At 66.4% G+C, this 12,888-nt stretch carries 14 protein-coding genes and 1 pseudogene; 14 read left to right on the forward strand and 1 reads right to left on the reverse strand.

The genetic code is table 11. From position 1 onward, the window contains the following. From BEMPMBAN_RS00005 to BEMPMBAN_RS00065, 14 genes and pseudogenes are all read left to right on the forward strand, one after another. Positions 1 to 1,799, forward strand: a pseudogene (locus tag BEMPMBAN_RS00005) (hypothetical protein); the annotation flags it as partial. A gap of 6 nt (positions 1,800 to 1,805) precedes the next feature. Further along, positions 1,806 to 3,371 carry a hypothetical protein gene (locus BEMPMBAN_RS00010; RefSeq protein ID WP_234897234.1) on the forward strand — a complete coding sequence of 522 codons (1,566 nt, stop codon included), beginning with the start codon at positions 1,806 to 1,808 and terminating at the stop codon, positions 3,369 to 3,371. Between the two features lie 3 nt (positions 3,372 to 3,374). Continuing rightward, positions 3,375 to 4,427, forward strand: a complete 1,053-nt coding sequence (locus BEMPMBAN_RS00015; protein ID WP_159228382.1) for a hypothetical protein — start codon at positions 3,375 to 3,377, stop codon at positions 4,425 to 4,427. Beyond that, on the forward strand, positions 4,424 to 5,092 hold the full coding sequence (locus BEMPMBAN_RS00020) for a hypothetical protein (RefSeq protein WP_159228383.1): 669 nt from the start codon (positions 4,424 to 4,426) through the stop codon (positions 5,090 to 5,092). The genes BEMPMBAN_RS00015 and BEMPMBAN_RS00020 overlap by 4 nt, the downstream gene beginning before the upstream one ends. Before the next feature lie 27 nt (positions 5,093 to 5,119). Further along, positions 5,120 to 5,758, forward strand: a complete 639-nt coding sequence (locus BEMPMBAN_RS00025) for a DUF7172 family protein (protein WP_159228384.1) — start codon at positions 5,120 to 5,122, stop codon at positions 5,756 to 5,758. Further along, entirely contained in the window at positions 5,755 to 5,895 is a 141-nt protein-coding gene (locus tag BEMPMBAN_RS00030) for a hypothetical protein (RefSeq protein WP_159228385.1), read from the forward strand. The genes BEMPMBAN_RS00025 and BEMPMBAN_RS00030 overlap by 4 nt, the downstream gene beginning before the upstream one ends. Further along, positions 5,892 to 6,491 (forward strand): DUF7172 family protein, encoded by a 600-nt coding sequence (locus tag BEMPMBAN_RS00035; protein ID WP_159228386.1) that lies wholly within the window; start codon positions 5,892 to 5,894, stop codon positions 6,489 to 6,491. Before BEMPMBAN_RS00030 ends, BEMPMBAN_RS00035 begins: the two co-directional genes overlap by 4 nt. Then, complete coding sequence (locus BEMPMBAN_RS00040; RefSeq protein ID WP_234897235.1) at positions 6,446 to 7,783, forward strand: hypothetical protein; 1,338 nt, start codon at positions 6,446 to 6,448, stop codon at positions 7,781 to 7,783. Before BEMPMBAN_RS00035 ends, BEMPMBAN_RS00040 begins: the two co-directional genes overlap by 46 nt. Positions 7,784 to 7,800: 17 nt before the next feature. After that, positions 7,801 to 8,151: a hypothetical protein gene (locus tag BEMPMBAN_RS00045; protein ID WP_159228387.1), complete on the forward strand. Its 351-nt coding sequence runs from the start codon at positions 7,801 to 7,803 to the stop codon at positions 8,149 to 8,151. Then, positions 8,148 to 8,489, forward strand: a complete 342-nt coding sequence (locus BEMPMBAN_RS00050) for a DUF7240 domain-containing protein (RefSeq protein WP_159228388.1) — start codon at positions 8,148 to 8,150, stop codon at positions 8,487 to 8,489. The genes BEMPMBAN_RS00045 and BEMPMBAN_RS00050 overlap by 4 nt, the downstream gene beginning before the upstream one ends. A 29-nt stretch (positions 8,490 to 8,518) precedes the next feature. After that, positions 8,519 to 8,941: a hypothetical protein gene (locus tag BEMPMBAN_RS00055; protein ID WP_200845815.1), complete on the forward strand. Its 423-nt coding sequence runs from the start codon at positions 8,519 to 8,521 to the stop codon at positions 8,939 to 8,941. Beyond that, positions 8,941 to 9,645, forward strand: coding sequence for a DUF7257 domain-containing protein (locus BEMPMBAN_RS00060; protein WP_159228389.1), 705 nt, complete (start codon positions 8,941 to 8,943; stop codon positions 9,643 to 9,645). Before BEMPMBAN_RS00055 ends, BEMPMBAN_RS00060 begins: the two co-directional genes overlap by 1 nt. Before the next feature lie 47 nt (positions 9,646 to 9,692). Then, positions 9,693 to 9,815 (forward strand): hypothetical protein, encoded by a 123-nt coding sequence (locus BEMPMBAN_RS32885; protein ID WP_272952195.1) that lies wholly within the window; start codon positions 9,693 to 9,695, stop codon positions 9,813 to 9,815. Positions 9,816 to 9,819: 4 nt separating this feature from the next. Next, the gene (locus BEMPMBAN_RS00065) at positions 9,820 to 12,084 is read left to right on the forward strand and encodes an SGNH/GDSL hydrolase family protein (protein ID WP_159228390.1); all 2,265 of its coding nucleotides are present in this window, start codon (positions 9,820 to 9,822) and stop codon (positions 12,082 to 12,084) included. Here BEMPMBAN_RS00065 and BEMPMBAN_RS00070 read toward each other — a convergent pair. Beyond that, positions 12,077 to 12,847, reverse strand: coding sequence for an SGNH/GDSL hydrolase family protein (locus tag BEMPMBAN_RS00070; RefSeq protein ID WP_159228391.1), 771 nt, complete (start codon positions 12,845 to 12,847; stop codon positions 12,077 to 12,079). The two genes, BEMPMBAN_RS00065 and BEMPMBAN_RS00070, sit on opposite strands and share 8 nt — an antisense overlap. Positions 12,848 to 12,888: the final 41 nt, after the last annotated feature.

Here is a 12,888-nt window from a genome sequence, read left to right on the forward strand (position 1 = left end):
GTGTCGGGGCGGGCGGGAATCCGCTCGGCTACAACGGGGCGCCGGTGCCGGTGTACATCGTGGCCGGGCCCGGCGGCGGCGGCCAGGTGCCCGGCGTGGTCGGTGACATGATCAACGCCGCCGGTGTCCCCCTGGCCGACCAAGCCGGAAACGCCGTGGATGCAGTGTTCGGCGTCGGGAACCGTCCACTGCCCACCGACCCCGTGCAGCTGGGGCGGCTTTTCCAGGAGCGCAACCCGATGGCCCTGGCAGCCGCGATGGGCTACCAAGTGGGCGACTACAGCCGACAAGGCGGCGGTTTGGACGCGCAGAACCTGTTCACCGGCGGGCCGAAAACCCAGGCCGACGGCCGCATCTTCTCCGACACCGCCAGTTTGGTGGACCGAACCTTTTCCTCGCTGCAGGCCGTTCTCCAGGCGCAGCACGAGCAGATGCTCGATGTGACCAGTCAAGTGCGGGACCACCTCACCGAGAAGCTCCTGAAACCGGTGTTACAGGACGGTGTCACATCCGGCGTCGATGCGATCTCAACGGCGACTTCGTCGGCGATCGGGCAATCGATGGGGCAGGCAGCCGCACCACCCATAGCGGACGCGGTCCGTGCCGCCATCCCCGCGGCTGCACCTGCTGCTACAACTGGCGGGGTGCCGCACGGCGGTGGTGGGCTGCCCGGCCCGCCTGGGATGGCGACAGGCGGCGCGATCTGGGGCGGCATCCCCGGTAAAGATTCGGTGCCGATCCTCGGTATGCCCGGCGAACACATGCTGACCGTCCCTGACGTCGCAGCGCTGGGCGGGCAGGCCGGGGTGTACGCGTTCCGTGATGCACTGCACCGAAACGGCGGCCTGCACCGCATGGCGACTGGCGGCGGTGTCTCCACGAACGATGTGGTGGGCGCCGAGTTCTTCGGGGTGTCGCAGATACCCATCATCTCCACCATCGTCAACGTCCTCGTGTCGATTCTGCTGCGGCTGGTGGGTATCGAGTTGGAGGCCCGAGACACCCTGCAGGAAATCACGGGTGAGGTGCGTCAGTTCCGCGGCGAGTTCGCGCCGTTCGACGCGATGGGCCGCCTGATGTCCGACACCAGCGCCCTGGTCGAACGCACCCAATCGAGCGAGAAAACAGCAGTCGACGAACGCGTCCGCATCCTGAAACTGGTGATCTCGGAGACGATCAAGTGGATCATCAAGCAGTTCGTCATACCCATCACCGAGGCGGTCGCGAACACTGCCATCCAGGCCGGGGCCAGCGCAGCTGGAATGGCGCTCAACACGCAGGCACCCGGCGCGGGCAGCATCGTCTCATCGCTGATCTCGTCGGGCGGTCAGGCAGCCGTCGGGATCGGCATGGATGTGTGGCGCGGCGCCGTCGACGCCATCACGCCCGTCGCGACCGACCTCGTCGGCGACCTCATCGAACGGGTATTCCCCGGCCTCGTCAACGGCCTGTTCTCCGGACGGTGGCTGGCGAACCTATTCACCCCCCGCATCGGCGGACTGTCCGGCGGGCTAGCGGGCCTGTTCGCCGGGCTGGCCGGCGTCGCGGACATGACGTTCGACTCCGGCGGCGTCGCCACCGGCAAGGGTGTGCTGCTGAAGAACACCATCCACCCCGAACGGGTCCTGTCGCCCAGCCAAACCGAGGCGCTCGAGGACCTGCCGGGCGCTCTGCGGGAGTTCGCCCGCTCCAACGGCGGCGGTAAACAGCTGACCGTTCACCTCACGCAGGAGATCTACGGTGGCCCGGCGGCGGCCGACGACGCCGCCGACAGCATCATGAAACTGGTGGGGCGGTAACCGGCTGTGTTCAGAGGCTTTTTCTCACTTAACGGCATCGAGATCGCCAACTCGTCGCGCGTCGTGGCGCACCTCGGCCGCGACGAACCAGTCAGCGACGCCGGCATGTTCGGCGGCGACCAGATCCCCACCCAGGTCCTCGTCGAAGACCCCCCCGGGTCGGGCCTGTATGTGCCGGAAACCGATGAGGACGCGCCGCTGCTGTACGACACCGGCGACATGGTGGCAGACGAGGACGGCCTGTACCCGTTGACGTTGGGGCCGTGCGGCCTGCCTGAAGCCGACGACTACCTCGACCTGTACGAGATCCCCGGGTCGTCGACGGAGCTGCGGCCCGGGCTGTGGTCCCCCCCGGATGGTGCGCGGCGTTACGGGCCGGGCCTGATGGTGGTTGACGGAACCTGCTGGGGGGCGGCCGCGATCTGCGAATCGTGCGCCGTGACGGTCGCCTACGACGATTCGTGGCCCGGCTTGCAGGAGTTCCTCGACGACCCGGTGTATCGGCCCGAGTTGGCGCCGTGGTACAGCGTGGAGCTGCCCGAGTCGGGGGAGTTCGGCGGGGTGTGGGTGATGAAGGTCGACGGGTGGGGCGCGGCCCCGGTGGAACGCCCGATCACCCAGATGGCCGGGCCGGGCGCGGTCGCGGGCCCGCACCGCGACGCCTCCCGCACACTCACGTTCGATGCGCTGCTGATCGGCTGCACCAACGCGGGCGTCGTGTACGGGCTGCAGTGGCTGTCATGCCTGCTGCGCGACACCAACACCATGTCCGACAGTGTGCTCAGGTATCTGGCGGCGTCCCCCCAGGGGTCCGGGGTGGATCCGGCGAGTCTGTTGCGGGACGCGCACGGCGCGGTGTTGACGCGTTCGCCGCGCGTCACCGAACAGTTCGTCACCACCCGCGGCCCCAACCAGCAGGCCAACGTGTTCCGGGTGCAGTGGGAGTTGACGGTCCTGTCGCCGTACGCCTACTTCCCGGCCGTCACGCTCGACGCGGATTGGGATGAGATCGCCCGCCAACCGGTGAACTGGGTGCACGCCGCGGACTGCACGAAACCCGACACCTGCCTGGACATGCCGGTGCTGTTCTCCACCGAATGTGTGCCCGAACAGATCGCGGTGATCAACACCCCGCCGCCGGTGTGCGGGGGCTGTCTGCCGGTCGGGGAGATCGACAAATACTCCTACCGGGTCCCGACGATGGATTACGCGTTCCGCTGCCGAGAGACGGCGGTCACGACGATCATCCGCAACACCGGCGAATCCAGCTTGACGTTGCAGGCGTTCTGGCGGATCTGCGGCACCGACATCCGCTGCGAGGACAACCGGTGGCCGCTGCAAGTCTCCGGCCTGCCAGCGGGCGCGGAGCTGGTGTTGGACGGCATATCCGGCCGCTACTGGGCGTACTACGACGGGCGCCGCCACAAAGTGAAGGGTGTAGTGGGCACCCCGCACGGCGCGCCGTGGCGGCCGCCGCTGATCGACCGGCAAACCTGCTGGGACTTCATCGTGCAAACCGCGGCGTCCAGCGAGTTCGAGGTCAGCTTCTCACTCGCCGACCGGGAGCCCTGACCCGTGGGCATTGTTTCTGATGAGCAGATCGTGGCGATCCGCACCCACACGGGTGTCCCGGTGTACCAGTTCCGCGGCGACCGGATCGTCCAGATGGAATGGACGCGGGAGCAGCGGGAGGTGTCGACGTGCGACCTGGTGTTGCCGCCCGTGACGGGGGTTGATGACCTGCCGACGCCGTGGCTGCACTGGGTCGACGTGTGGAACGGTGACGGCGACGAACGGTACTGGTCGGGCCCGATCGTCGACGTCACCCTCGACCATCGGGCGATGACGGTCGCAGCGTCGGACGCGGCGACATGGGCGGGCGGCACCCGCTGCCCGATCACGAAACGGTGGGAGGCGGCCGACCCGGCGCAGATCGCGGGCGAGTTGTGGGACGGCATGATCGAAGTTCAGGGGTTGCAGACCCGGCCGGTGGTGCGGTTCGACCCGCGGGGCGGCCGGTTCGATTTCGCGTCGTCGAACAAGGACGGCCAGGTCGAAATGCTGGACCAGACGATCCGCCGCCTCGTCGAGGTGGGGCAGCTGCATTGGACGGTGGTGGCCGGCCGGCCGATCTTGGGGCCGGCACCGTTCGATTCGGTGGCCGAGCTCGGCGAGCACCATTTCGTCGGCGAGAACGCGTTCCGGCTGCACCGCTCGGGCGGGCAAATGTTCAACGACGTGATGGTGCGCGGCGCCGACGCCGTCGTCACGAAACGCGTCGAGGCCGGCGGGTTGAACCGGCAAACCATCAAGGACATCGAGTCGATGTTCGGGGTGTCGAACCTGGACCGGGCCGCCCACCAGCTGGTGCGTTACACCGGTGCGGTCCGGGACTCCATCACGATGCCCAACGGGGCGGTGTTGGCGCCGGACGCGCCGGTCACGATCGGCGAGTTGATTCCGTCGGCGCGGTTCGTCGTCGAAGCGTTCGGCCTGCTGGCCGTCATGGAACTCGACCAGGTTTCGGTGACCTACTCTCAGGGGGTCAGTCAGGTGGCGGTGAAATTGGAGGCCGTCAACGACGACCTACCGGAGTTGCTGTCCGCCGGTCTGGGGGTGGATCAGTGAGCGACGCCGGCCGCGGCCCCAACACCCCCGCGGAGCTGATCCGGTCGTTCGACAAGCGGCTGCGGGCGTTGGAGCGTAAGCAGACGCAGCGTGTCGGCGGCTACGTGATGGGCAGCGACCCGGCCGGGCGGGTGGTGCTCACCAACACCGACGGCCGCGAAGTTGTGTTGACCCCCGACCCGGTAGCGGACCCGGAAATCACCGGCACACCGCAGGTGTCGGGTACGACCCTGCGGGTGTTCCGCGCCACCACCGACGAAATTGCGATCCCGGCCGCCGCGACCCCCACCGCATACCCGGACGGCCTGTTCGACACCGTGCACTGGATTTCCAACGACCTGGCCGACCGGTTCGACATGGCGACCGGCGCCCTGACGGTCGGGTCGGAAGGCCCCTACCTGGTGGAGCACCGCATCCAGGTGGACACCAATATCAACACCAACAACGTCACCCCTCTGATCCTGGTGAACGGGGCGGAGTTCACCCGCGGTAAGCAGATGTTCGGGTCTACGAACGACAACTCGAACAACTGGGCCGATCTGCGGGTCGTGCGGTGTGTGCCCGACGATGTGCTGCAGGTCGGCCGGCTGATGACGTTCTCCCGCGACGCTGTCGGCGACGAGGCCGGCGTCCTGACGTACCTGTCGATTGTGAAGCTGGCCTGATCACCCCCGCTCCGTAGCCTTCGGCGGGTGGCGTACTTGGAGTACACCGAGCCGAATGTGTGCATCGGGGAGAACCTCACGACCGACGAGGCCGGGGCGTTGCGGCTGCAGCCGTGGAGTGTGCCGCGCGTCGTCGTCGACGTCCGCGCGCTCGCCGCCGGCGACGGGAAGGTGTACTCGACGACCGCGCTGCCGGGGAAACTGCTGATCAACCAGAAGGTGAATTGGCGCAACGACTCCCCGCTGGAGCAGATGCTGCTGATCCGTGTGATTCGGGCGTCCCGGTCGATCATCGTGTCGAATCCGAACGCGATCCAGTTCCGGGACCGCTGGACCTACGCCGTGGATGCCGAACCCACGGTTCCGGTGTCGACCGGCCCGTTCAACGGTCAGCAGGGTGCATCGCTGGACCTGTCCAGCAACTCGGTGGCGGAGCCGAACCCGGGGGTGTTGTGGACGTGGTCGCCGACGACCAGCGTCGACGAGTGGTGGGGGCCGCTCGAGCCGGGTGCCCTGTTCAACATGTGGTACCGCTGCTACGTGTGGACGCCGCCGCCATGGTCGGATAACGCGAACCGAAATCAGCCGCTGCATGATGCGCGCGCCAACTGGGCGCGCATCCAAATCTGGGCGATGCCTTCCCAGGGAGAGTTGGTTTCTGGATGAGAGAGCACCTCGCGCCGCCCGATTCGGGTGAACCGGCCAAACCGCGGGTCTGCAAGAACTGCGGCGCCACGATGCTGCCGTCCGGTGGGCACACGCTGCGCACCCTCGACGCGAATCACCGCGCGGTGCCGCGGTGAGCATCAAACTCTGTGTCTCCGAGAACATGCTGTCGACGACGGCCGGCATGGATATGCGACGCAACTGGTTCCCGCGGATCGTCGCGGAGGCGTTCCTGGAGTCGACGAAGGACGGTGAGATCTCCCGGGCGCCGGATCCGGTGCCGATGATCACCGGCGATTTGACGTACTACAACAATTCGGGGGCGCCGCAGAACCTGCTGGTGCAGGTGTTGCGGGCACCCCGGTCGGTGGTGGCGCAGTCGCCGGCGACGGTGGTGATTCACGATGCGTGGTCGTTCGCGGTGGGGGCGTCGCCCAGCGCGGACTATCCGAGCGTTATTCAGGACACGTTCGGGGGTCGGGCGCAGGTTGATCGGCCGGAGGTGGAGGCCGACAAGCTGCGGTACGGACGGCTGTTTTTGGATGGTGATGCGTCGCAGGCGTTCGTCCCGATCGGGGTGTTGGAGCCGAAAGAGTCGATGCATTTCCGCTATTTGGCGGCGGTCCAAACCCCCGGCACGTGGACCACGCCGAGTGAGTTTGAGCCGCGCTGGGAAGCGTATGCGCGGTGGTCCCGGCTGCTGGCGTTGGCGTCGCCGGTGGGGTCGGCCTGATGTCGGAGCATTTCGGTGTCGCGGCCGGTGTGATCACCCCGAATCCGTGGATGCAGTACCGGCCGGTCGCGTCCGAGTCGGCGATGTCGGTGTCGCGGTCCTACGCCCCGTCGGGCGGCGGGAACAAGGACGACTTGGTGCAGTCGGTGGTGGTGTCGTGGACGAATACGGCGCCGGAAGCGCAGTGGTTGCACGGCATGGTGACCCGTTCGGGTGTGCAGGTCGGGTTGCAGGCCCGTTCCCGCGGCTATCTGGCGGACTTCCACGGCTATGTGACGGCAGCGTCGAAACCGGCCGCGGACGCCTACGAACTGTTCGAGGTGTCGCGTTCCGGTGGGGGCATGAACACTGGGTCGGGTGGCGGTCTGGGTGGCACGGAGTTCGGTATCGCGGAGAAGCGGGAGAACACGACGAGCGCGCCGTTCATGCCGCATTCGCCGGGCCTGATCCGGGTGGAGTCCGGTGACACGGTGTGGTGCCGGGTGGATGTGCGGTTCCGCACCGAGTTTTGGGAGAACACGTCGGTTCCGGGGGGGTCGTCGGAGTCGGGGTTCATCTCCGGCGACACCCGCATCGATTTGTTCGCGATCCCGACGATCGTCGACCCCGGTCCGCGCCCGAACCCCACCATTGTGGGGGTCGAGTCGGCCCGTGAGGTGTCGGGTCTGCTCGGCGAGGTCCCAACGGTGGTGGATGTGCCAGCCGGGGTAGCTGAGGGCGACATGATCATTGCGATCGTGGCGAACAACTGGGGCCTGCTATCCGACATCGTTGCGGAGGAGTCGGGGTGGACACAGATCCATGTCCGCGACGCCGGCTGGCAGGACATCCACATGCGGGTGTTCCTGCGGATCGCCACCGACGACGAACCCGAGACTTACACGTTCCACAACGGTTTGGCGGCCGAGGAGATCACCCATCTGATCGTGGTGCGTGACGTGTCGCTGCTGCTCGATGACGGCTGGTATGTGGCGTCGTCACTGCGGCAGCGGTGGTGGGAACGCAACGACGGGCACATCGCCCCTAGCATTGACCGGTCGGGGCAGCTGCTGCTGTGCCTGTCGTATTTCTCGCACGGCCTGTCGCAGGCACCCATCACCCAGGAACAGCCAACCGGTATGACGGTGCTGTCGGAGGTGACGGGGGCGGCGTCGACGATGGCGATCGCGGTACTGTCGTCGCCGCCACGCCCGACGGGTGAGCGTGCGTTCGTCCCGTCGAAACGGCCGGTGTGGTCGGGGCATTCGATCTGCGTGACGATGCTGCTGCCCGGCACGAAACCCTCCCCCTGACCATCGAGGAGTCCATCATGTTCGATCCGCCTCCCGGCTATCACGACATGCTCGGCGACGCCGAGCACAACACCCGCCAATCCGGCTACGCCAACCTCGACGTCGACGAGGTGGGTGTCGTGCGGGCACGGTATCCGCTGCCCAACGCGGTCCCGAACTTGGCGATGGCGAACACCGACAAGATCAGCCGCGCCAGTCAGTTGATGCACCTGAAACGGTTCCTCCGCGCCCACGTCGAGGACCTCGACCAGTATCTGGTGGCCATGATGGACGGCACGTTGCCCGCCGACACTGTGGAGAGGATCGCCAAAGCGGTGGCGGCGTGGGGCACCGCGCGCCCTACTTTGCCGTCGTCAGTCTCTGTGTGACGACGGCTCACCACTGGCGCGATGTTCGGCAGTTCATCCGGGAGAACGGCATCGCGGATCCGTTGACGGCGTTGCCGTCGATGCATGACCTGCTGGATTACACGGAGAAGATGGTGTTGCAGGGCATCACGTCGGGCGCGGACCGTGCGGCGGGGGAGATGGAACGCAAGGCGTATCTGGCGCGGCTGTACGGCCCGCAGCCGGGTGAACGGCCCGCGCTGGCGGTGTTGGACCCGGACGGCGACGACGCGGCGTCTGCGGGGGCGGTGCCGGCCGGGTTTGAGGACCGCCGCGAGGTGGAGGCCAGCTTCGATGCGTTCGCGGCGGCGATGAGGTAGCTGCACCCCCGGTCCTTAGCTTTCGGTTTGTGGCTGATGTGTTCTTCCCGTCGTTCGACCCTGCGGCGACCGCGGGTGCGAAGTTCGGGCCGGAGGTGCGGGCGGAGATCGCGGAGGTTGCGCCGTCGACGTTGAACAACGGGGCGGTGACGACGGCGAAGCTGGCCGACCAGGCGGTGACGAACGCGAAACTCGCGGCCGGCGCGGTGCAGACCACGAATATCGCGGCCGGTCAGGTGGGGCCGACGAACTTGGCTGATGACGCGGTGGGAACCAGCAAGATCGCCGACAATGCGGTGACCCCGGCGAAGGTGGACACCGGTGTGCCCACCACGGTCGCAGTCGATGGCACCCCGATCGCGATGACGTTCATGTATTTGACGGTGTCGGAGCATTCGGCGATTGAGACGGAGGACCCGTCGACCACCTATTTCATCGTTGAAGATGACTGATGCCTGCCCGGGTTTTCGGTAAGGCGGTTCAGGGGGTTCGGGTCGGCACGAAGGATGTGTTGGCGATCCGGCGGGCCGGGAAGTTGGTGTGGTCTAAGACCGCGATCTATCAGACGTTCGACGTCGACGACACGGCGGATTTGACGTCGTTGGGGTGGGCGCATTACGGGCCGACGTCGACGTATCCGATGTGCGTGGTCAGTGGCACGGCGCGCCTGTCGGTGGCTGATGGTGTCGGCCCGTTGGGTGATTTCACGGACAGGGTGCGTTTCGACGATGCGGTCGCGCCGGGCGATGACGGCTATCTGCAGTTCCGGGTGGCGACTAATGGTTCGTCGCCGGGGTTGTCGACGTCGTATAAGACGGACCTGTTCGCGCGGGGCTCGAATGGTGGTGTGACGCATGGGGTGGGGGTGCGGTTGGACAACTCCCATTTGAGCATTGTGCGGCGCGTCGCCAGCACCGATACGGAGGTGTTGGATTGCGGGTCGTTCAACGCCGGCGATATCGGCAGGTTGACGATCGCGGGGAATTTGTACACGTTGACCAGGAATGGTGCGTTCGTGGAGGAGTGGGACGACGCGGGCGCGACGGTGTCGGTGGGGTCGGGGTTTCGGTCGTTGTTGATGCGGATGGATGGTGCGCGGGTGTTCGGTGGTGCCCGCCGGTTCTCCCCGGCGGTCGATTGGGTGGAGTACGGCTGAGCTGAGTTGCACCCCCGGTCCTTAGCTTTCGGTTTGTGGAGCCGTGGATGGAGTCGTTCGTCGCCGCTGTGAGCAGCGCCAACCCGCCGCCTGGTGGGGGTGGGTTGTTGGTGCAGGACCCTCCCGGTTCCGGGCTCTACATCCCTGACACCAGCCAAGTGGAGGGCTGAACTCGTGGCTGACCGGCTCGTTGCCATCAACACCGCCGCCGAACCGGGCGAACAACTCCCCGAGGCGGTGCGGACTGAACTGCTCGAGCTGTCCGGGGATCTCACCGACACAGTGAGCTCGGCTGTGGATGCCGCTGTGCCCCCCGCCGTGGATAGCGCTGTCACGACCGCCGTTGGCCCCGCGGTGGACGACAACCTCGCTGCCCGCGCGTTCGGTCTCGCTGATGACGGTGAGGGTGGGGTGGTTTTCGCGTCGGACGGTGTGCCTACGGGTGGGCCGTCGTTTGAGCTGCCGGGTGCCACCGTCAGCGGGATTGCTGGGGCAGGGACTGCCGGGAAGGCCGTCCTGTCGGCGGAGACCGAAGCCGACGCCAGAACGGCGATCGGTGCCGCTGATGAATCCGCATCCGGCGCGATGCGGAACCTGATGTCGAAACTCACCCGCGGCGTCTCGGATGCGACATGGCTGTCCGTGTCGGATTCGACGGGCAATGAGACGTGGGAGTGGGTGTACCTCACCACCGCGTGGCTCGCTTCGCAGTTCCACGAGTACACGGTGCTTTACCGGCTATGGGACACCGTTGGCGACGCCGACTACGCCACCGCCGTCACCGTGCAGACCGGCACCGGCACCGCCAACGGGGGCGGGCCATTCACCTTGACGGTGTGGAACGCCGCCGTGGCAGGGTCGAACACCGGCTACTTCCAGGGTTCGAGGTTCGACGCCGCGATCATGAAGAACGCGGATCTGGTCACCGTGTCGCACCTGCACAATCAGGGGTTGATCGGCGACACTGCACTGCTGCGGCAGGCGCAGCGCAACAAGTATCTGTCGTTCGTTGACGAGGTTGCCGCCGTGAACCCGAACGCGGGTGTGGTGTGCATCCTGCAGAACCCGAAGACCGACTTCTCCTCGGGTGCCCCGTCGCACCCGTTCGAGTGGCAGTTGATGCGGGCGCTGGAGGTGACCAGGGCGGCGCAGTGGCGCGGCTGGGGTGTCATCGACGTGTTGCAGGCGTTCCTCGACTACGTCGGCGACTGGGAAGCCGATCTGGTTGTCGCCGATGGGGTTCATCCCTCGGTGGCGGGTCAGATCTTGTGGGCGGCGCTGGTCCAGGCCGCGTTTGAGCGGGCAATGAGGGTGTCGGTGGTGACTCAACCGACCGCGATTCCCCCGGCGCGGCAGTTGATCGCCAATCCTGAACTGACGTCGTGGGAGTCGACTAATCCTGATGGGGTTTCGATGTCGTCGTCGCCTGCGTGTGTGGCGGCGAAGGAGACCACGATTCGGGAGACGGGTCCGTGGTCGATGAAGTTGACCGCCGACGTGGCTTCGGGGCAGCCGTATGCGCAGTGGGGCGGGACGGCCGACTCGCTGGGTATCAACGGGTTGTTGGCGAATCAGACGTGGACTGTGGCGGTGCGGGTCTACGTCCCGGCGGCTAATGATCAGACCGTCCGGGTGACGTTGCAGGACAACAACGGCTCCGCGCAGTCCACCACCAACGACGTTGACGCCTCCACCCGCGACCGCTACTGCTGGGTGTACGTCACGAAGACGTTCGCCTCGAACGCCACCACTCTGCATGTGAGGGTGTCCCCGAGAGCGTCCGGCACGGCTGTGGTGTCGTGCTACGTGGACCGCATCTACCTGATGCCCGGGTCGGTTCCGTCCCTAGCTGGCGGGTCGCCACCTATCACGCAGGTGGGGGCATCGTCGGTGACGTTCGGCTCCAATGAGATCCAGGTCAACGCCGAGGCGAACATGGATCGGCTGTACTGCGACTCGACCGCGTTCATGTCGAACAACACGGGCATCGCAGTGTTCGCCTACTTCACCGCGAAGCAGGACATCACGATCAACAACCTTCAAGTTTTCACCGGATCCACTGCGGCTGCCGCAACACCGACGCTGGTGAAGCTGGGTGTGTACTCGGTCGACCCCGGCACGGGTGACCTGACGCAGATAGGTGTGACAGCTTCGGTTCACGGCACCGCCCTGAACGCCACCTACACCGAGTACACCGTCCCGCTGACGGGTTCGGTATCGCTGACCGAAGGGCTGCCCTACGCCTACGCCGTCTTGCAGGTGTCCGGCGCTGCTGTGGCGACCCTGCAGGGTAAGGGGCCGGCGGGGATGGGGAATCAACACTTCCGCGCCCCCAGGTTGTCGGCCCTGGTGACCGCGCAAACCGATCTGCAATCCAGCTATCTCGGTTCGGCGGTCGGCGCCAAGAGCGGTGTGCCCTACATCTGCGGCACTACCTGAGTTGCAGGCCCGTAGCGACAGCGTCGGCCCACAACCGGCTACCGGCCTCATTTGGGTGGACCCGGTCACGTTCCAGCAGCGGCAGTAGCGCATCGCCTTGAGGGAACGCGGCGAACACGTCAACCACGACGGTGCCACGGTTGGGGTTGTTGAACTCGTCGCGGATCTGGGTGTAGGTGTCAGCCTCCAGTTGAGCCCTGCCGGGTTCGTCGATGCGCGGGTTCTGCGTCAACACCACCACCCCGCCAGTGCCCTTCCGGAACGACATTCCGATCAGTCGGTCAATCCCGGAGACGGCCCCTTTGGGGTCGTTGTGTCCATGGTTGATGATCGTCAAATCCACCGGCCCGGGCACCTGCTCCTGAAAGTTCTGGATCGACCACTGCGTTGACTCACCGGGGCCTGCCGCATTCCAGATCGTCACCGGGGCGCCCTGCCCGTAAACGGTGTCCCTGCCGTACTCGCCGCTGTCTGGATTCCAGTCATGCACCGTGACCTGCCGTTCGTAGGCGGCGGCGATGCGTTGGGCGACGAGGTGCACCCATTCGTTGATCCAGTTGCCGGTGGAGTCGCCGAGCACCGACACCGTGTAGGGCTGCGTGCCTGACAGCGCGGTATTGACCGAGGTCACGTCGAAGGTGGGGCGCTCCGCAACGGTCGTCGCGGGCGGCTCGGTGTACCGCGACTCGTAGGCGGGCTGCTCCCTCTGGCACCCCACCAGCGTCAATAGCACAGCTAACAGAACGGCGATCTTCCCCCACATAACCGGCGAGCATACCGACCTGCACCCTGAGCGCGGAATGT

Origin of the sequence: Mycolicibacterium austroafricanum (assembly GCF_902705885.1) — a bacterium.
GTDB lineage: Bacteria > Actinomycetota > Actinomycetes > Mycobacteriales > Mycobacteriaceae > Mycobacterium > Mycobacterium vanbaalenii_A.